The 18,925-nt window shown below is 48.8% G+C and carries 18 protein-coding genes; 7 read left to right on the top strand and 11 right to left on the bottom strand.

Going from position 1 to position 18,925, the window contains the following annotated elements; genetic code table 11:
- The first annotated feature begins 143 nt into the window (after positions 1 to 143).
- The 5 genes from E6W40_RS04450 to E6W40_RS04430 all read left to right on the top strand — a co-directional run bounded on the left by E6W40_RS04450 (position 144) and on the right by E6W40_RS04430 (position 4,141).
- Complete coding sequence (locus E6W40_RS04450) at positions 144 to 377, top strand: hypothetical protein (RefSeq protein WP_136604380.1); 234 nt, start codon at positions 144 to 146, stop codon at positions 375 to 377.
- Between the two features lie 8 nt (positions 378 to 385).
- Positions 386 to 571, top strand: coding sequence for a hypothetical protein (locus E6W40_RS04445; protein ID WP_136604379.1), 186 nt, complete (start codon positions 386 to 388; stop codon positions 569 to 571).
- A 318-nt stretch (positions 572 to 889) separates the two neighbouring features.
- Positions 890 to 2,680 carry an oligoendopeptidase F gene (gene pepF, locus E6W40_RS04440; RefSeq protein ID WP_136604378.1) on the top strand — a complete coding sequence of 597 codons (1,791 nt, stop codon included), beginning with the start codon at positions 890 to 892 and terminating at the stop codon, positions 2,678 to 2,680.
- 75 nt (positions 2,681 to 2,755) lie between these two features.
- Positions 2,756 to 3,082 carry a LapA family protein gene (locus E6W40_RS04435; protein WP_136604377.1) on the top strand — a complete coding sequence of 109 codons (327 nt, stop codon included), beginning with the start codon at positions 2,756 to 2,758 and terminating at the stop codon, positions 3,080 to 3,082.
- A 21-nt stretch (positions 3,083 to 3,103) separates the two neighbouring features.
- Positions 3,104 to 4,141: a M42 family metallopeptidase gene (locus tag E6W40_RS04430; protein WP_136604376.1), complete on the top strand. Its 1,038-nt coding sequence runs from the start codon at positions 3,104 to 3,106 to the stop codon at positions 4,139 to 4,141.
- 93 nt (positions 4,142 to 4,234) lie between these two features.
- Here the strand turns inward: E6W40_RS04430 and E6W40_RS04425 are convergent, their stop codons facing one another.
- From E6W40_RS04425 to hemE, 10 genes are all read right to left on the bottom strand, one after another.
- Positions 4,235 to 6,043: a M56 family metallopeptidase gene (locus E6W40_RS04425; RefSeq protein WP_136604375.1), complete on the bottom strand. Its 1,809-nt coding sequence runs from the start codon at positions 6,041 to 6,043 to the stop codon at positions 4,235 to 4,237.
- Positions 6,044 to 6,045: 2 nt separating this feature from the next.
- Positions 6,046 to 6,435: a BlaI/MecI/CopY family transcriptional regulator gene (locus tag E6W40_RS04420; protein ID WP_136604374.1), complete on the bottom strand. Its 390-nt coding sequence runs from the start codon at positions 6,433 to 6,435 to the stop codon at positions 6,046 to 6,048.
- 193 nt (positions 6,436 to 6,628) lie between these two features.
- Positions 6,629 to 8,548, bottom strand: a complete 1,920-nt coding sequence (locus tag E6W40_RS04415) for an ABC-F family ATP-binding cassette domain-containing protein (RefSeq protein WP_136604373.1) — start codon at positions 8,546 to 8,548, stop codon at positions 6,629 to 6,631.
- 166 nt (positions 8,549 to 8,714) lie between these two features.
- Positions 8,715 to 9,302: a TetR/AcrR family transcriptional regulator gene (locus E6W40_RS04410; RefSeq protein ID WP_136604372.1), complete on the bottom strand. Its 588-nt coding sequence runs from the start codon at positions 9,300 to 9,302 to the stop codon at positions 8,715 to 8,717.
- A gap of 58 nt (positions 9,303 to 9,360) precedes the next feature.
- Positions 9,361 to 10,161, bottom strand: coding sequence for a DUF92 domain-containing protein (locus E6W40_RS04405; protein ID WP_136604371.1), 801 nt, complete (start codon positions 10,159 to 10,161; stop codon positions 9,361 to 9,363).
- 2 nt (positions 10,162 to 10,163) lie between these two features.
- Positions 10,164 to 10,778 (bottom strand): fumarylacetoacetate hydrolase family protein, encoded by a 615-nt coding sequence (locus E6W40_RS04400; protein WP_136604370.1) that lies wholly within the window; start codon positions 10,776 to 10,778, stop codon positions 10,164 to 10,166.
- A gap of 2 nt (positions 10,779 to 10,780) precedes the next feature.
- Complete coding sequence (locus E6W40_RS04395) at positions 10,781 to 11,542, bottom strand: glycerophosphodiester phosphodiesterase (protein WP_136604369.1); 762 nt, start codon at positions 11,540 to 11,542, stop codon at positions 10,781 to 10,783.
- A gap of 47 nt (positions 11,543 to 11,589) precedes the next feature.
- Entirely contained in the window at positions 11,590 to 13,038 is a 1,449-nt protein-coding gene (locus E6W40_RS04390; RefSeq protein ID WP_136604368.1) for a CapA family protein, read from the bottom strand.
- Between the two features lie 128 nt (positions 13,039 to 13,166).
- The gene (gene hemH, locus E6W40_RS04385; protein ID WP_136604367.1) at positions 13,167 to 14,117 is read right to left on the bottom strand and encodes a ferrochelatase; all 951 of its coding nucleotides are present in this window, start codon (positions 14,115 to 14,117) and stop codon (positions 13,167 to 13,169) included.
- Between the two features lie 48 nt (positions 14,118 to 14,165).
- Positions 14,166 to 15,215, bottom strand: coding sequence for a uroporphyrinogen decarboxylase (hemE, locus tag E6W40_RS04380; protein ID WP_136604366.1), 1,050 nt, complete (start codon positions 15,213 to 15,215; stop codon positions 14,166 to 14,168).
- Here hemE and E6W40_RS04375 point away from each other — a divergent pair.
- Positions 15,214 to 16,632, top strand: coding sequence for an MFS transporter (locus E6W40_RS04375; protein WP_484217472.1), 1,419 nt, complete (start codon positions 15,214 to 15,216; stop codon positions 16,630 to 16,632). The genes hemE and E6W40_RS04375 overlap by 2 nt on opposite strands.
- Positions 16,633 to 16,765: 133 nt before the next feature.
- Here the strand turns inward: E6W40_RS04375 and E6W40_RS04370 are convergent, their stop codons facing one another.
- Complete coding sequence (locus E6W40_RS04370) at positions 16,766 to 17,407, bottom strand: O-methyltransferase (protein ID WP_136604364.1); 642 nt, start codon at positions 17,405 to 17,407, stop codon at positions 16,766 to 16,768.
- A 315-nt stretch (positions 17,408 to 17,722) separates the two neighbouring features.
- Between E6W40_RS04370 and E6W40_RS04365 the strand changes: the two genes are divergently transcribed.
- Positions 17,723 to 18,862: a THUMP domain-containing class I SAM-dependent RNA methyltransferase gene (locus tag E6W40_RS04365; protein WP_136604363.1), complete on the top strand. Its 1,140-nt coding sequence runs from the start codon at positions 17,723 to 17,725 to the stop codon at positions 18,860 to 18,862.
- The last annotated feature ends 63 nt before the right edge of the window (positions 18,863 to 18,925 follow it).

The following is an 18,925-nucleotide window of genomic DNA, read 5'->3' as shown; positions in this document are numbered from 1 at the left end:
CCGCCATATGTGGCGAATAAGTACATTATACTTCATGCCATTTGACAATGCAATCGCTCTTTTGGGTGAAATCCATCTTTTCATTTGCTTTTGGAGCTGCCTCTAGGGTATCATTTTACCAAAAGACTAAACGGAGAATGCATATGATCAAAAAACATGAAATATACAAAAAAGACAAATGGAACATGATGACTGTCGAAGTACAAGGCAGATATATCGTCCTTCGGGAAATCTCCGATCAATGGGGCGAGGAAACCCACACATTCATGAGCCGCCCGGCTCTCATGCAGTGGGCAACTACGCGCTTTCCCAAGGAAGAATACGAAGATAATATGGAAGAATGGCGCTCAATCATGGCCGCTTTTAAAGGAGTATAGTCCATCCAATGGAATATAACAGCACTCTTATTTTTATCATTTCCGCTTTCTGTCTCGGAGCCGTTCTCATCATGATGAGAAACTCGGTTCCTCAGAAGCTGAAACGGGGTCTTGCGAGCATTGCAGTCGTCATGATCCTCTTTGCCTTTTTTCTTATTCTATACAGTCTCTTCACCATGGGTTCCAGCCCTTGAGGGAAAGTATAAATATTCTTGCGGGGAAAAGTTCATACTAAGGGGGATATTTCCTTAAGAAAAACGTCCGAAGGACCTTCACAGAAGATGGACCATGTTTAGCGGATGTTTTTCTTGCGAAATATAGAATTGTTCAGCTTCGCTGAAAGCCTATACATTCTATTTTTTAAAAAGGAGTCCCTGCTTGTGAACTTCAACAAGACGTTCAAACTTGCCATCGTGTTCACGTTCACCGTGGGTGCGGTTCCCCTCTTTCCTCCGGCGGTTTCGTCAAATGGAACCCATACTTATTCATCCCACAATTTAAGGAGGATTCCCATGGAACAATTATTGAAGCGCTCTGAAGTAGCAGAAGAGAACAAATGGAATGTGGAGGACTTGTTCGACGGCCAGAAAGCCTGGGACCAGACTTATGCCGATCTTCAGCAGGAAGTGAAGAAAATGGCTGAATTCCAGGGCAAGCTTGATCATGCGAAATCTGTAAAAGCTTGCTTCACCCTAGAGGACGATATCTCTCTCAAAACCGAACGTCTTTATGTTTACGCGCATTTGCATCACGACGAAGATACAGCAAACCCTACATATCAGGCTCTTTCTCAAAAGGCAAAAAAAATGAGCGTACAAATCGGCGAGGCATTATCCTTTGTTACGCCGGAAATCTTGTCCCTGCCTGACGACAAGCTGGATGCGTTCATTGCCGATCCTGAGCTGGCCGCTTATAAATTCACTCTGACCGAAATGAAGCGTGAAAAAGCGCATATTCTTTCCAAAAACGAAGAAGCGCTGCTTGCTCAAGTCGGAAACCTTGCCCAAGCACCACAGACGATTTTCGGTATGCTCAACAATGCCGACTTCAAGTTTCCAAAGATCAAAAACGAAGAAGGCAAAGAAGTCGAGCTGACGCACGGCAACTATATCCAGTTCCTAGAGAGCCCGAACCGTGAAGTACGGGAGCGCGCTTTCAAAGCGGTATACGCTACCTACGCCAAACAAAAGAACACCATTGCCGCAACACTAAACGCTAACGTTAATAAAAACATATTCTATGCGAATGTGCGAAAATACCCTTCCGTACTGGAAATGTCCCTCTATGGCGACAATATTCCGCAGGAAGTGTACACGAACCTGATTGACACCATTCACGAGAGCCTGCCGCTTCTCCATAGATACATGAACCTGCGCAAGAAGCTGCTGGGCGTCGACGAGCTGCATATGTATGATCTGTTTGCTCCGCTCGTGGATGAATACAAAATGGATATCACGTATGATCAGGCGAAGAAAACAGTCTCCGATGGACTCAAGCCTTTGGGTCAGGACTATCTGAAGTCCCTGCAGGAAGGCTTTGACAACAAGTGGATCGATGTATATGAAAATGAAAACAAACGCACAGGCGCATACAGCTGGGGAGCATTTGGTACGCATCCGTTTGTGCTGCTGAACCATAAAGATAACCTGAACAGCATGTTTACGCTTGCGCATGAAATGGGTCACGCCCTGCATTCCTACTACTCTGACAACACGCTTCCTTACCGGGATGCACAGTACACCATTTTCCTCGCAGAAGTCGCATCAACGACGAATGAAGCACTGCTGATGGATTACTTGCTGAAGAAATCGACGGATCCGAAGGAAAAAATGTATCTGCTTACCTACTATGCAGACCAGTTCCGCACAACGGTGTTCCGTCAGACCATGTTCGCCGAGTTTGAGAAGCTCATCCATGAGCGCGCTGAACAAGGTGAGGCATTAACACCTCAAGCTTTGTCGGAGATCTATTATGATTTGAACTTAAAATACCACGGCAAAGGTATGGCTGTGGATCAGGATATTGAAATGGAATGGGCACGGATCCCTCACTTCTACAACAGTTTCTATGTGTATAAGTATGCGACCGGATTCTCGGCAGCGACCAGCTTCTCCAAGCAGATTCTTGAAGAAGGCCAGCCTGCAGTTGACCGTTACCTCGGCTTCTTGAAGAGCGGTGGCAGCGACTTCTCCATTAACATCCTGAAAAAGGCCGGCGTTGACATGTCTTCGCCTCAGCCAATTCGTGAAGCGATGAGCGTTTTCGAAAATGTAATTGAACAATTGGAACAATTGACGAAATAATGCAGTGAAGTGGTATAAAATCCCTTGTCCGCGGCGGCCAGGGGATTTTATACTGTCTGTAGAGGAGGTGTCCGTATGAAAATCCAGTGGTCACTTATTGCCGGACTGGTATTTGCGCTTTTGACTGCGATATTTGCTGTCATTAACGTGGATCCAGTGAAGGTTAATTTTATGTTCAATGAAGTCAATATTCCGCTGATTCTGCTGATTGTCGGCTGTACGCTCATCGGTGGAATCATTGTCGGGTCTTACGGTATCTTCAGACAATACAAGCTGCAAAAACAGATCAAGCTTCTTTCCGCACAGCTCACTCATATCCAGAACGAAACAGGTTATGTAGCACCCGTACCGGAAGAAGCAAGTATCAACGATTCCAAAGAAAACGATCAACTACCAAATTAACGCTGCAAGGAGGACAAGATCATGTCAATACAACCAAATGAAGAATACATATTAACCTTTATGAAAAAACTTCTCGATACTCCAAGCCCGAGCGGTTTTACCGCACAGGTGATGAAGCTCGTTGAACAGGAGGCCTCTTCTCTCGGTGTTTCGCTGTCATGGAACCAAAAGGGCGGGGTAATTCTGGAGGTCGATGGCGAGGACAACTCACGTACCATTGGCCTCAGCGCTCATGTGGACACGCTTGGTGCCATGGTCCGAGCAGTGAAATCCGAAGGTACGCTGCGGCTCACATCCGTTGGCGGATTTATGATGAACAGCATCGAAAATGAATACTGCATCATCCATACACGCAGCGGTAAAACGTATACAGGTACCATCCTAAGCACCCACCCATCGGTTCATGTATACAGTGATGCCCGTGATTTCAAACGCCAGGAGGACCATATGGAGGTCCGTATCGACGAGCTGGTTCATTCCAAGGAAGATGTGCTGAAGCTCGGCATTGCCGTCGGTGACTTCGTCTCGTTTGATTCCCGCGCGGTTATTACCGAGAGCGGTTTTGTAAAGTCACGCCATATTGATGACAAGGCGAGTGTTGCAGCCCTCTTCGGTCTGCTGGAGTCCATGAAGCGCGAAAACTGGAAGCCCAAAACTAAGCTCAAGTTCCTGATTTCGAATTACGAGGAAGTTGGACATGGCGCTGCCTACATCCCATCCGACATTGATGAAATGATCGCTGTGGATATGGGCTGCATAGGTGATGACCTCAGCTGCAAGGAAACCGATGTTTCGATCTGCGCCAAGGACTCTTCCGGACCTTATGATTACGATATGACCAGCAAATTAATCGATCTGGCCAAAGCGGAGAACATTCCATTTGCAGTTGATGTCTACCCGCATTACGGTTCCGACGCCTCTGCAGCATTATCTGCAGGAAACAACATCCGTGCCGCCCTGATCGGACCCGGAGTTCACGCTTCCCATGCCATGGAGCGTACCCATAAACAGGCCGTATTCAACACAACCAAGCTTCTCGCAGCATACGTAAGAACATAATCAGAGTATTGCATATACCTGCTGATCGTATTTCCAAAAAAACAGCTATCCTGGTCACGATGACCGGAATAGCTGTTTTTATTCATCTACTGATTATTTCACCGAGCCTCCCATTGGAGCTGCTGCTTTTGGTGAGTAGACCGAAATATGATCAAGCCGCTGTGTTTTATGCGGGCCAACGAATTTAAGCTCGTATTCTCCCAGCTTGTAGGTCAATATATCATCCGTATTGTTTGTCTTTATGGAACTTGGTTTACCAAGCGTTTTTTTGATCTCTGCAAAGTTGATCTGATTAAAGGCCTGGTTTTCATCCATTGGAGAACCAAAGTAGCGGATATCGTAGACAACCTCCCCTCGGCCGATACCAAAGGCATATGTGCCTCTACCTGCCCCCGGCGAGTATGAATCATATGCGTAGCTGTCTGATGGCTGCCAAGGACGGTCAGGTTCACCCCAGGAAGTGTGAATGTCATCGATAATCGTCTTGCCAGCCACGAAATCGGCACCTTTCACTTTCCCTTTCTTGGCCAGCGCTGCAATATCTTTGATTTGCTGTTCATGTCCTTTTGTTTCAGTCACTTTTACGGAAGCTTGTGCAGAGTTCCCCGAAGAACTGCCTCCTTTGTTGCGATCAGACGGTTGGGACTTCGTATCGGAATCCGTGGAAGCTGTAGAATTCACGCCTGTTCCGGAACCGTTCTTCGTATCATCGTTTGATGCGGTGTCTCCGGACTTATCTCCGGCGTTATTTGGCGCAGTAGTACCCGGTGTGACCGTCTCTGCAGGAGTCGTCTCCCCGGCAGCCGGAGTGGTTGTATTGCCGTCAGATGCTGTTTTCCCATTGGTAAGCGCACATCCGCTTAATGCTACCACTATGGCAAGCCCAACCATCGTCCAGCCTATTGATTTACGTTTGAAGTTTTTAATCATAAGAATCCTCCTTTTCAGCTGCTGCTTGGAACCAGACAATCCTGCAGCACCCGGAACATATCCTCGAATCTTCGTTCTCTCCAGAAGTGTAATAATGGTATACCCGTACTCGGATACCTGCGATGGATGAATCTTTCGAAGCGCGAGTGCATCCGCTGAAAGCTCTTGATCTTCTCTCATTTTGTATAGCGCGTACCAGAGCAGCGGATTAAACCAATGCAGAACGAGCAGCAGATGCATCAGCCAATTCACAAGAATGTCGGCATGCTTCATGTGTGCGAGCTCATGCAGGTAGATGTGGCTCTGACGCTCTGCATCGAGTTCTCTGCTGCTTGTGGGCATAATCAAATGAGGGCGAATCCAGCCAAACAACGTCGGTGTGGATACGGCAGGGGAGAAGCTGAGACGTTCCCGTCGTTTAACTCCCATACTTCTTCTTGCCTGTGCCAGTAACATGATATCCGCCTGCTTCGCAGCAACAGCGTTTCTGCGGAGCTTCATAGAAAAACGGATGTTCACAGCCAGGAGGCGGATCAGCAGCAGGACAGCCCCAATCATCCATATCCCTATAAGCATCTGTTTAATAGACCATGTACTGTCTTTGCTTTGATCTGGATACACCGCTCGCGTTCCGGAATTTTCCGAATCAATGGATGATAATTCCGGATGTTTGGAAGATGCTGCAGTATCATCACTCCCTGCGGTGTTTAGATGCGGAGCAGCTGTGTTTTCTGAAGCGGCTTCCGTCCACGAAAATAGATTATAAATGCTAAAAGCAGTTTGCGGTCCGGCTGGAATGAGCAGTCTCAACATCAAAAGGAGCCATAAGGCATAATGCCAGCCTGGCTTCAGCCGGTTTTTCAGAACCGCCTTAATCACCAGAATAAGACCGGCCATGATACTGGCCAGCAGGGTCGTCTTAACTACCCAATCAAAAAAAACGTTCAATGAAGGGTCAGAGAGGAGTTGCATGTCTAGCCCCTCCTTTTCGGATCCGACTTTTCATCCAGCAGCTTCCTAAGCTCTTCGATATCGGCAGAAGACAACTCTTCCTCTTTCAAAAAATTCACCATAAGCGGTTTGAATGAACCGCTGTAGATCCGTTTCAAAAAGCTCTTGGTCTCTGCCTTCTGGCACTCCACCTCGGTAATCAATGCAAAATAGGAATAAGGCCGGCTATCGGGATGATAGGCAATGGCTTCTTTAGCAACCAGACGGTTCAGCAAAGTTCGTACGGTCTTCGGACTCCAGTCCATATGGGAAGCAAGCGCATCAATGACTTCATTGGCTGTCATCGGAGAACTCTGCCATAATATTTTCATAACTTCCCACTCCGCCTCGGAAATGACAGGCAGTTTATTCAAACGTATTCCCCCTCACTTGATTACAGTTGTAATCCATGTATCCAATATTACACATGTAATCTCGTATGTCAACCAAGCATGGGTCTATATTTCTGATCCTGTCTGAAGCTTCAGAGTAATAAAAACACGCCGAATCTGCAGATTCAGCGTGTTTTAGGTAGTCTATGGGTGAATAAGACCCATTCGCATATTCTTAATTCTTGCTTGCTTCAATTTTCTCTGCAAGCTCGTTCAAATACGTCCAGCGCTCCATCAGATGCTCCAGTTCCTGCTCGCCTTCCTGCTGCTTGAGCATCAGCTCCTGCAGAAGCGCCGAATCGCTAAAGGATTCCTCCATTTTGGTCTGTATACCGGCCAGTTTATTTTCGCAAGCCTCAATCATGGCGTCAATTTGCTCATACTCACGTTGTTCCTTATAGCTGAATTTCAGCTTTTCTCGCGGAGCTGCATCAGATGAGGCCTGGGGGGCCTGTGCCGACTTCTCAGACAACCGGACCGGAACTGCGGGTTCCATGTTTTTAGTCATCCATTCGCTGTATTCCGTGTAATTGCCGACATGGACGCGTATGCGTCCTTCACCCTCAAAGGACATGATTTTATCGACAGTCCGGTCCAGGAAGTAACGATCATGGGATACCACAAAGACCACACCCGGAAAATCATCCAGGTAATCCTCCAGGACGGAAAGCGTCTGGATATCAAGATCATTGGTCGGTTCGTCGAGCAGAAGGACATTGGGTGCAGACATCAATACCCGCAGTAAATACAGACGGCGTTTTTCTCCTCCCGAGAGCCTGGAAATCGGCGTCCACTGCGCAGCCGGCGGAAACAGAAATCGCTCCAGCATTTGAGAAGCTGTAATACTGCTGCCGTCTTCGGAACGAATGACTTCAGCCTCTTCCTTGATGTATTCAATTACCCGCATGCTGCCGTCCATATCCTGATGCTCCTGGGTGAAGTAGCCGATTTTCACTGTTGTACCTGTGATAACCTCTCCTTCATCCGGCTCCAGTCTTCCGGAAATCATATTCAGCAGCGTTGATTTCCCGCTTCCGTTCGGGCCTGCAATGCCGACTCGGTCTCCGGGAACACTGATATAGTTGAGATCGTGGATCAATATCTTGTCTCCGGCCTTTTTACCGAGATGCTCAAGCTCAACAATTTTCCGTCCCAAACGCGAGGAGGCAGCTGACATATCGACAGTACCGCTCCGTGTCGGTCCCTGCTGATCCTTCAGTGATTCGAATCGGTCGATACGTGCCTTTTGCTTGGTGGATCTGGCTTTCGCTCCACGACGGATCCAGGCCAGTTCATTGCGCAGCAAATTCTGCCTTTTTTGCTCGGATGCCTCTTCACGCTCTTCTCTCTCCGCCTTCAGCTCGAGAAATCTGGAATAATTGGCCTCATATCGGAACAATCTGCCCTGATCCAGCTCCAACATCACATTCGCTACCCGGTCCAGAAAATAACGATCATGTGTAATCATCAGCAGCGCCCCACGGCGCTTTTGCAGGTACTGCTCAAGCCAAATGACAGAATCATTGTCAATATGGTTCGTAGGCTCATCGAGAATCAGCAGCTCGCAGGGCTCTATCAAAGCCTGTGCCAGGGCAACGCGCTTGCGTTGTCCTCCTGATAACATGTCCATGGCTGCCTCAAAGTTGACAATCCCGAGCTTGGATAAAATAATTTTGGCTTCGCTCTCCATCTGCCAAGCCTGCAACGCGTCCATTTGCTGATTCAGCTTCAGCAGCTTCTCCTGCAGCCCGGTATCCCCGGGATTCAGTTCAAGCAGCTCCATCGTCTCGGTATAATCTCTTACCGCCTTCAGCTTGGGATCATTCCCCTCAAACACCTGCTGCAGCACCGTATTCCCAGGATTAAACTCCGGATTTTGCGACAGAAAACGGACTCTAACCTGGTTCCCGATCGAAATTCCACCTCCGTCAGGCTGCTCCAAACCGGCTATGACGCGTAAAAACGTGGATTTCCCCGTCCCGTTTACACCAATGATGCCGATTTTGTCCTGATCCTCCATACCGAAGGAGGCATCTTCAAACAGGATTTTTTCGCCGTAGCTTTTGGATATATGTTCAACAGTCATAATATTCATAAGTGTTTTCCCTACTTATCTCTCTGAATTGGAATGCTTAATACTATTTTAGCATACGGCCCGCTTCAATATAAACATGCAGCGGCACGTTAAGATCAACAGCAACTCGTTTCAAACAAAAAAACCGTCTCCAATAGACGGTTTTAATAATCATGGATTCGTCAAGCTAGACCTCATTTGCCGGCTTGGCAGACATAAATCCATGGATGAAAAGACTTGAAGCGAAACGGATTCTTTTTCTCAAATCATCCTCGTTAAAATTCGTATCGTATAAAATATCCATTTTCAGCCGGTCCAGCATTCCGATGTAGGTCTGAGCGAAAAGCATCGTATCCTCACTGCTAACCGTTTCCAGGACATCGGCGACCATTCGGGTGTACATTTCCATAAACTGCTTTAGATACTCATTCAGCTCGGCATGATTGTTGGGTGCCATAAAAAACAGCTTGGTATGCTGCTTGCAGCGGTAATAGTATTCCAAATGATGGGCAGACACGCATTCCAGCTGCTCCTGGACAGTCTCTAAGCGATGTAGCTCCGCTTGCAGCCGTTCCAGAAACTCATCGCAATCCCTGCGTGTGACGGCCAGGAACAGGTCTTCCTTGCTGTTGAAATACAAATACAATGTACCTTTGGCGATGTCCGCTAACTCGGCGATGTCGGACATTTTCGTCTCATAGAAGCCATGGGTTCCAAAAAGCATATAGCCCGCATCCAGAATGGCTTCGTGCTTGTCCCTATGTATACTGCCCATGGTATCCCCTCCTACTGATATGATCACATCGTTCCGACTGAGCGCTCTACTTATATATTCAGGCTAAAAGAGCCAATGCCCAAGCAGCAAGCCCGCCAACGCATGACGACAAGAAATTCACCGCGTCATTGTTCATCCAGTGCAGCCCCCGGATACACCGGGTAGGCTGTCCGCAATGTATCAGCACTTCGACATCCTTGCCGCATACATCGCATCTGTACATAACCTGCAAGGTCGCTCCCAGAAAAGAGTCGGCAAATGCGCCAACAAGTCCCCCGGCGATGCCTGCCAGCATGAACGCAACAAACAGATTCTCCATCCCTGATAAATCTGCAAACAGCCACCCGAACAACGCAATCATGAGGCCCCCGAGCCCTGCTGCCGTACTTCCAAGCAATGTGACGCCCCCAGAGGTTCCCGGTGGTACCACTTTACCCGTAAGCACGGACCGCGGCTGTCTGCGGCTGAGTCCTCCCCATTCGGTGGCCCAGGTATCAGCGGTTACCGCCGCCATCACGCCAATAAAAGCGTACACCCATCCCGGATGCGGCCATATCGCGTTCAGGATACATAAAAGCATCCCGGCTCCGCCATTCGCCAAAACCTGGCCGGCGTCCCGCGTACCCGTTTTGGCATAGGACTTCTCAAGCTCTGACTTGTTCACCTGCTTGAACTTCGACAGCAGCGAAGAGCTGATAAAAAATACAAGCAGAATACCAAACCATAGCAAATTTCCCGCACCAAAGTAGACCGTACCCATGATAAAAGCTGCTGCCGCTCCTGAAATTGTAAGCGAACGTTTCCAGTACGCCCCTCCGGCGACAATCAGGGCACACAGTCCACCGATGAGCCAGGCCATAATCAGCCGATCACGCAGCTTCCCAGAAGCCGTTCTCCCCAGTAGAGTTTAAACTCGTCCCCTTGAACGCATGGACCCACACCGGCAGGTGTACCTGTGAAAATGACGTCGCCTTCACCGAGGCCGTAGTTCATGCCGATATAATCGACAATCTCCTGCAGCGGAAAAATCATATCCTTTATATTTCCGCGCTGTACCTCTGAACCGTTTTTATGTACCGTAAAGTCTTGAGTCCCTGCTGCCTCTACGCCAGGAAATTCGATAAATTCGGATATTGGTGCTGAATTCTTGAAGCCCTTGGCAGCTGTCCATGGATGGCCTTTTTTCTTGATCACCGTCTGTACATCACGCAAGGTAAAATCGATGCCTAACGCCATTTGATCTACCAGATCTTCCACCTTGGCACCCGGTTCATAGGAACGGCCCACGCGCAGAACCAGCTCTCCCTCATAATGAACCTCTCCCTTCTCCTTCGGAAGGGTCAGGACCTGCCCCCCAAGTGCAACAGCCGCATGGGACGGTTTCATAAAAATCATCGGTTCTTCGGGTACGTCGTTTCCAAGTTCAGCTGCATGAAGTTTGTAGTTACGGCCGACACAATATACGTTATGAATCATCGTCACATCATCCTTTTGTCGTTTAGTATGCTGTTACTGCGCATGAATGTTTTTCCCCACACATCGGGACGGTTGGTACAAATCAAAATTTCCGGCGAAATATCGGCCAGTCTTTTCATCCGTCTGGCATCATCCACCGTCCAGCCCATAACTGTAATTCCTGCCGCTCTCAGCTTTTCGGCAAGATCATGATCCAGATTAGGATGCCCAATCGACAAGAATGAGCATTGCAGCGACTGCAGCCGCTCCACCAAATCCTTCGGCCGTGCATCAATAATCAGTCCAGTTTTGATATCCGGATTGATTTGTTTCACCCTGACCAGCGCTCCCGAGTCGAAAGAAGTCAGAACGACATCCTGCTCCATATGATAGGAAGCGACCCGGTCGATGACCGCCTTTTCAAGACCAGGGTACATATTCCCCGAAGTTTTAAGCTCAATGTTCAGGCGCACGCGGCCGCAGCTAAGACGGAGCACCTCTTCCAATGAGGGAACACGCTCCCCAAGAAAGTCTCTGCTCTTCCAGCTTCCCGCATCCAGTCGGTGAATCTGCTGCCAGGTATGATCCTTGACCTTGCCGCTGCCGTTCGTCGTTCGATCCAGACTAAAATCATGTATGACCACAGGAATCCCGTCTGCGGTAAGCTGCGTATCAATTTCCATCCACTGCACAAAAGGTTCAGCTATGGCCATTCGAAAAGCTGCCATCGTATTTTCCGGGGCTTTCCCGGAATAACCGCGATGCGCCACACATAGATTATTCATCCTTCTCCCCCAAACTTTGTATGTTCGTTATTTTAAATTATTATCGCTTAAGAGCCAGGTGTAACAACACCATCACCGGAAATCTTCACACCGCCGACGGAAAGGCTCTGCAGCTCTTTCATCAGCTGGCCGCCATCTTGCGCATTCATTGGCACGGGCTGCCCTAGCTCTGCATGGTACGGCACCAGCTTCATGCTGCAGCCGGTCTTTGGTTTACAGTTCGCCTGGAATACAGCCGTTTTCCAAGTGGATGGGGTGCTTGATTTCGTGAAAATGAAATTCCCGGTACTGTATGCGATCCATTTACCTTTATACTGTTCCAGACCCTGCAGGACATGCGGATGTCCACCGATAATCAAATCTGCTCCGGCATCAACAAAATCATGTGCCAGCTTTTTCTGATTGCCATCCGGTGTAAGGGAGCGTTCAATGCCCCAATGGGTCATAACAATGACCAGATCAGCCTTCTTACGGGCGTTTGTAATGGTGGAAAGGACACGATCACGATATCCCCCTCCATTGTACGCACTTGCTACACCAGGTTTATTATCTCCTGCAGCCCAGCCAGGTTCAGGATATACCCGGCTGCAGCCGACCACGGCAATGGTCATGCCTCCCCGTTTGATAAACAGCGGCTCATAAGCGCGTGCTGCATTTTTACCTGCGCCTACGTACTGAATCCCGCTTTGATCCAGGTATTTGATCGTATCAAGCAGTCCTACTTCGCCCTGATCGAGTATATGGTTATTGCCCAAATTGACCACATCCATGCCAGCTGCGCGCAACGCCTCGAGCGCTTTCGGCGATGACTTAAAGACATACTGCTTGTTCTGTGCGCCTACGCCACCTGTTGTAACCGGAGTTTCAAGGTTTCCGAGCGTAAGATCATCCTTCTTGAAGGTATCTCCCAAATAAGTAAAAGGATATGAATAGCCTTTCTTCTCCAGCAAAGTTTCCACCTTGCCCGAGAAGATCATGTCACCCACGAAATTAATGGTGACTGCCTTACCGTTATCTGAAGCTATACTATGATCATCTGGACTCTCCGAGTCCTCCTGCTTGCTATCTTCTGCCGTATTTCCATCTTCTTTGGCCGGGGGTTGATCCCCGGCCCTGTCAGGTACTTGTAATTTTCCGTTCTCATTCGATCCCTGCTCCTTGGAATCGACACCGGACTTATCAGGATCTTTTGTTGGTTCCTCTTCCGGCCCTTTTATCGATTGATTCTCTCCAGTACCATTGTCGTCTGGCTGCTCGGAAGAATCAGGAGTCGTACCTTGATCTTGCGGTTTGTTCACGTTGTTCTCTATATCAGCAGGAGCCGGTTTTGGCGGCTGAACCCCCGCTGCATTTTGTCGGTCGTTAATAAAATAATAAGAGAGTAAAATGACAATTAACAAAAGCAATGCGGCATTCATGGTCAGCCACAGACGCCTTTGCCTTAATTTCCGGTTCTTCTGACCGGAACGTTTTTTCTGTGATCTCGGCGGATACATCGTTCCTCCTTAATGATTTTCATATTTTAGTAGATTCCCTTCCAGAATCCATACTATTATATCAGCTTCCCACAAGCAAATAGAACCCCCCGCTGCCGCGGAGGGTTCTAATGTTAAATGGCCAGACCTTAGGCCATATTTGATTTTTGGAGCTGATCTATGACAGTATCACACAGCGTCTCCATATACAACGGGTCACTGTTCAACATGTCGATTCGCATCAGGCGCATATCAAGTTCCTTCGCAACTTCCTGAGCTTCAATATCGAGATCGTAGAGCACTTCAAGATGGTCGGAGACAAAGCCGATAGGAGCCACCAATACATTCTTGACCTGCTCCTTGCTGAGGTTACGGAGCGTGTCCAGAATATCCGGACCGAGCCAAGGTACGGACGTGCGGCCGGCGCTTTGCCAAGCAAACTGCCAGGAAGTAATTCCAGCCTTCTCGGCAATCGCACGAGAGGTTTCCAGAAGCTGCTCAGGATACGGATCACCAAGCTCCAGAATTTTTTCCGGGAGACTGTGTGCACTGAATAATACGCGCACCTCATCACGCTCCGCCCCGGATTCCTTAAAGAGATCAAGTTTCGCACTAACCCGGCTAGTGAGCGCTTCGACCAGCTGCGGATGCAGGTGGTAGCTCTTCACGAAGGTGAATTCGATCCCCTGTTCATCGGCCTTGGCCTGAGCACGTTTTACGTAACTTTCTACGCTCATCGTCGAGTAGTGGGGAGCCAGCACGATGCCGACTGCCTTTTTGATGCCGTCTTTAGCCATTTCCTCCACACCATCTTCAATGAACGGACTTGCGTGCTTCAGCCCCTGGTAGCAGACAAACTCAACATCAGGCAGACGGGTATCATCATTCAGCGCCTTTTGCAGGCTGTCTACCTGATGATTTGTATTTTCACGCAGTGGGAAAACACCGCCTACGATAGCTTTATATCGGTCAACCAGCTCTTCGAGCTGCTCTGGAGATGGAGCGTTTCCGCGGCGGATATGCGTATAATACGCTTCAACGCCTTCAATGCTTTCAGGAGTTCCATAGGACATAACGAGCACGCCTACTTTTGTTTTCACGAAACGATCACCTCATTATAAGTGTTGGTCTTGGCTTTTTGTTCTTAATTATTTCCCGTTGTTCAATGCAGTGGCCGAATATTCATGGATATACGCCGTGAGCTCCTTCAGCTTGTCCAGCGATGCTTCAGGGAACAAACCATGACCCAGATTGAAAATAAACCCAGGCTCCTGAATGCCTTCATCTATGATGTCTTTGGCATACTGCTTGATGATATCCATAGGAGCCGTCAAAATATACGGATCGAGATTACCCTGTACCGCAAATTTGCCGCCTGTACGCTTGCGTCCCTCTGCAATGGAAACTCTCCAGTCCAGACCAATGACGTCAGTCTGAAGCTGTGTAAGTGTCGGAAGGAGCTCGCCGGAGCTTACGCCCGGGAAATATATTTTGGGTACATTCAAATCTGAAAGTTCGGCAAAGATACGGGTAATGGTTGGCAGCACATACTTTTGGAAATCCTTCGGCGCAAGCGCCCCGACCCAGCTGTCAAAGAGTTGAAATGCCTTGCCACCGTTCTGGATATGGGCACGAACATATGTAATGACCATGTCGCCCAGCTTGTTCATCAGCAGATTCCATACCTCGGGTTCGCTGTACATCAGCGTCTTTGTCAAAATATAGCTTTTGGAAGGACGTCCTTCAATCAGATAGCTGGCAATCGTAAATGGCGCCCCCGCAAATGTAATCAGCGGAACCTCCAGCTCGCGGTCCAAAATGCGGATCGTCTCCATAATATGAGACAGGTCCTTGTCGATGTCGATTGGACGCAGCTTCTCTATATCGGCTTTACTGCGGAGCGGGTTGTCAATCACGGGTCCGATATTTTTGACGATATCAAAATCCACACCAAGCGATGCCACCGGATTCATAATATCCGAATACAAGATAGCCGCATCCACACCCAGCTTGCGCACCGGCATCATGGTGATTTCCGCTGCAAGCTCCGGCTGCCGGCAAATTTCAAGAAGCGTATATTTTTCTTTGATTTTGCGGTATTCAGGGTCGTACCTGCCCGCTTGTCTCATATACCAGACCGGAAGATGATCCACTTCCTGTTTATAGCTGGCTCGTATAAGTGTATCGTTGTAGGTCATGAAGAGGCCTCCAATGTTTTTTAGAATTTCTCTAATCTATATTATGCCCTTTTTAAAAGTAAGTAACAACTGGCTGACCCTTACATCCCATGACAATAGTATGACATCTGCTGGTCAGACGGCTTGGGTAAATATGTTATACTGGTGTAATCTGTGTTTTTCATCACGCTATATTTCAGTCACAAGAAAGGAAGTGAAAAGCACATTGAAATCGTGGAAAGTGAATTTAATTGTGCTTTGGGTTGGCCAATTTCTGGTTAATTCCGGAATGACGATGATCACTCCGTTCCTGTCCCTGTATCTGGCGAAGGATCTGGGAGTTCAGGGTGAACATCAGATCGGCATGTGGGCAGGATTGATATTTGCGGCGAACTTTCTGACCTCATTTATTTTTCAGCCCCTATGGGGCAAGCTCTCTGATCGATACGGGCGTAAAATTATGCTGCTGCGTTCCGGCTTCGGGATGGCGATAGTCATTACGCTGATGGGCTTCGCCCGAAGTCCCTGGGAACTTCTGCTGCTCCGGCTGCTGAACGGTACAATTTCCGGCTTTAACCCTGCTTCGATCTCGCTGGTATCCAGCACAACCCCGAAAGAAAAGATGGGTTTTGCGATGGGTATCATGCAGTCCGGCTCCGTGGCAGGGACGATCCTCGGACCGCTTATTGGTGGCGGACTCGCGGATTTATTCGGTTTCCGCCCTATTTTCTACATCATCGGTATCTTGATCTTTGCAGCCTCGCTTCTTGCACTGTTCATGGTTAAAGAGAACTTCAATCGCGAAGAAGCAGCCAAAACGCCGCAAATTTCCGTTCTTGCGGGTTTCAAAGAGCTGACTCAAATTCCTCAGCTTCCGGCTCTCTTCGCAGTGACCTTTCTGCTGCAGTTTGCCATGATGAGTCCGATGTCGCTGCTGCCGCTCTATGTCGAAAAGCTGCATGCCTCCTCGGTTAACATCGCCTTCTGGGCTGGCATGGTGAGTGCCGTCACAGGCTTGTCCAATATGATTACCTCACCGATTCTCGGAAAAGTAAGCGATAAGGTCGGAGCGCACCGTATTTTGACCTTTGCCTTGATTGGCGCCGGATTGATGCTGATTCCGCAGGCTTTCGTGCAGTCGGTATGGCAGCTCATTATTATACGTTTTCTGATGGGTGTCTTCATGGGCGGCTTGCTGCCAAGCGTCAATGCACTTATCCGCTCCTACACGCCTGACGGCATGGAAAGCCGAGCCTTTGGCTTCAATACAAGTACGCTTGCACTAGGTAATATGCTGGGGGCACTCGTCGGCGGATTCCTATCCGGCTTTATCGGTATCGAGGGATTGTTCATCATCTCCGGCTGCCTGCTCCTGCTGAATATGGTGTGGGTGCGGCTCAAGCTGTACAAAAATCGTAAGTCTCCACAATTCCGTTAAACCGCACAATAACCCTCCAAAGTGGAGCCATGCCCCGAAGTCCATTCAGGTACTCTGCGGGGACCCCGGAGGCTATAATGCAAAAAAGGTGGGCAGGATCAAATCCTGTGCCACCTTTTTTTTGATCCGGGACTCACTTCCCCTGCGGTTTGACCATCGCTACAGCCAGTCCGTCGTAAGCCGGCAAAATTGTTCCGATCAAACGTTCATCGGTCGCCATCTGTTCGTTAAAACGGCGGATCGCCTGGACCGAAGGTCCATTTTTGTCCGGATTGAGGGTTCTCCCCCGCAAAAATGTATTATCTCCTGCAATCATGGCTCCAGGATTCGCAAGCTCTATCGCATATTCGAGGTAAACCGGATAATTCTCCTTGTCCGCATCGATAAAAAAGAAATCAAACTTCCGGCCTTCGAGCTTGAGCTTTTCCAAATTGTCCGCCGCCTGGCCAATCATGTACTTCACCTGATCTCCAAATCCGGCCTCGGTCAGATGCCCCAGCGCCACATCCGCGAACTCCTGTTTAAGCTCGAGTGATGTTAGAAGACCTTCGGATGTCAAGCCTCTGGCCAGACAAATGCCGCTGTAGCCGCCAAGCGCACCGATTTCCAGCACCTGTGATGCTTTGGTCGCCGCCACCAGCATCGTCAGCAGACGGCCATAACCCGGTGCGATGGATATCTCGGGCATGCCCTTATCGACAATATTTTGTTGTACCCGGGCAAGCAGCCCGTCATTTTCGAGAAAATGGTCCGCATATTCTTCAGGACTCATCATTTGACTCCCCTTTACATTCCTCATCATTTAATGATTGATGGTGTTAACTTTTGGTTTGTTTCTGAACTCACATTCACCTATACTATTATAGAATGAATTGAAGACTTATTCGAGCTTCAATCCATTTGTTAAAAAGAGGCACAACATTAGTATTAGTCCATGACAATAATGCGGCGAGACCGCTATGGTTAAGGATCGTTCTTCCGATCGATTCCGTCCCCTCCGCTGCCTTCAGATCTTGTCAAACACTAAGCAGATGTTAACCTATAATCGTACAAACTGAAATAAAGGCTGAAAATGGAGTTGAAACTACTTATGTCCCGCTTGCAATTGATAGCAACCGCACCGATGGGCCTTGAGGCCATCGTCGCGCGTGAACTTAAAGATTTAGGCTACAACGACCTGGAGGTTGAGAACGGCAGAGTCACTTTTGCAGGAGATCTCAAAGATATCTGCCGCTGCAACCTGTGGCTGCGCACCTCGGACCGGATACTCGTGAAAATCGGAGAGTTCCCGGCCAAAACCTTTGATGAATTGTTTGAAGGAACCAAGGCCCTGCCTTGGGAGGACTGGATTCCCGCAGACGGGGAATTCCCTGTTGAAGGACGCTCGCATCATTCCCAGCTCAGCAGTGTTCCTGCCTGCCAAGGGATCGTGAAGAAAGCCATTGTGGAAAAGCTGAAGCTAAGCTATCACACGGATTGGTTTCAGGAAATTGGCGCACGTTATGTCATCGAGGTTAATCTTCATAAAGATATGGCTCTGCTTACACTGGATACGACGGGTCCTGCCTTGCATAAGCGTGGCTACCGCAAACTCGTGACGGAAGCGCCGATCAAGGAAACAATGGCCGCTGCGATGCTTCAGCTCAGCCGCTGGAATGCCTCGCGTCCACTATATGATCCATGCTGCGGTTCAGGCACCATTCTGATCGAAGCGGCTTTGATGGGCTGGAATATTGCACCGGGTCTGCGCCGCTCTTTTCCTTCCGAGCATTGGCGTATTATTCCTGAAAATTATTGGGCTGAAGCGCGCGAGGAGGCTTTTGACTCGGTTCAGGATGACGAGCCCCTGCAGCTTACAGGCAGTGATATCGACCCGCAGGCCATTGAGGTTGCCAAAGCGGCTGCCAAAAGCGCCGGCTTCGGACGGGAAATCACTTTCAACGTCCTGCCTGCCGCCAAAGCCAAGCCTGAAGGCGAATATGGCTGCTTAATTACAAATCCGCCGTACGGGGAACGTTTGAGCGAGAAAAACGAAGTCGAGAAGCTGATCCGCCAATTAGGAAATACTGCCGCGCAGCTTCCAACCTGGTCCTTTTTTGCGATTAGCCCGACCAAGCAGTTCGAGCATTATTTTGGACGGAAAGCGGATAAAAGACGTAAGCTTTACAATGGACGAATTGAGTGCCAATATTTGCAGTTCTTGGGACCTCTTCCTCCGCGCAAACGATAATATGATTGCAAACTCCCCAAATTTGTATAAGAAAAACCCGGCTCGCCATACCTGGCAAACCGG

It is taken from the genome of Paenibacillus dokdonensis (assembly GCF_004916975.1).
GTDB classification, from domain to species: Bacteria; Bacillota; Bacilli; order Paenibacillales; family Paenibacillaceae; genus Paenibacillus_AQ; species Paenibacillus_AQ dokdonensis.
The sequence above is the reverse complement of the archived record's forward strand: the minus strand, read 5'-3'. Positions and strand labels throughout refer to the sequence as shown.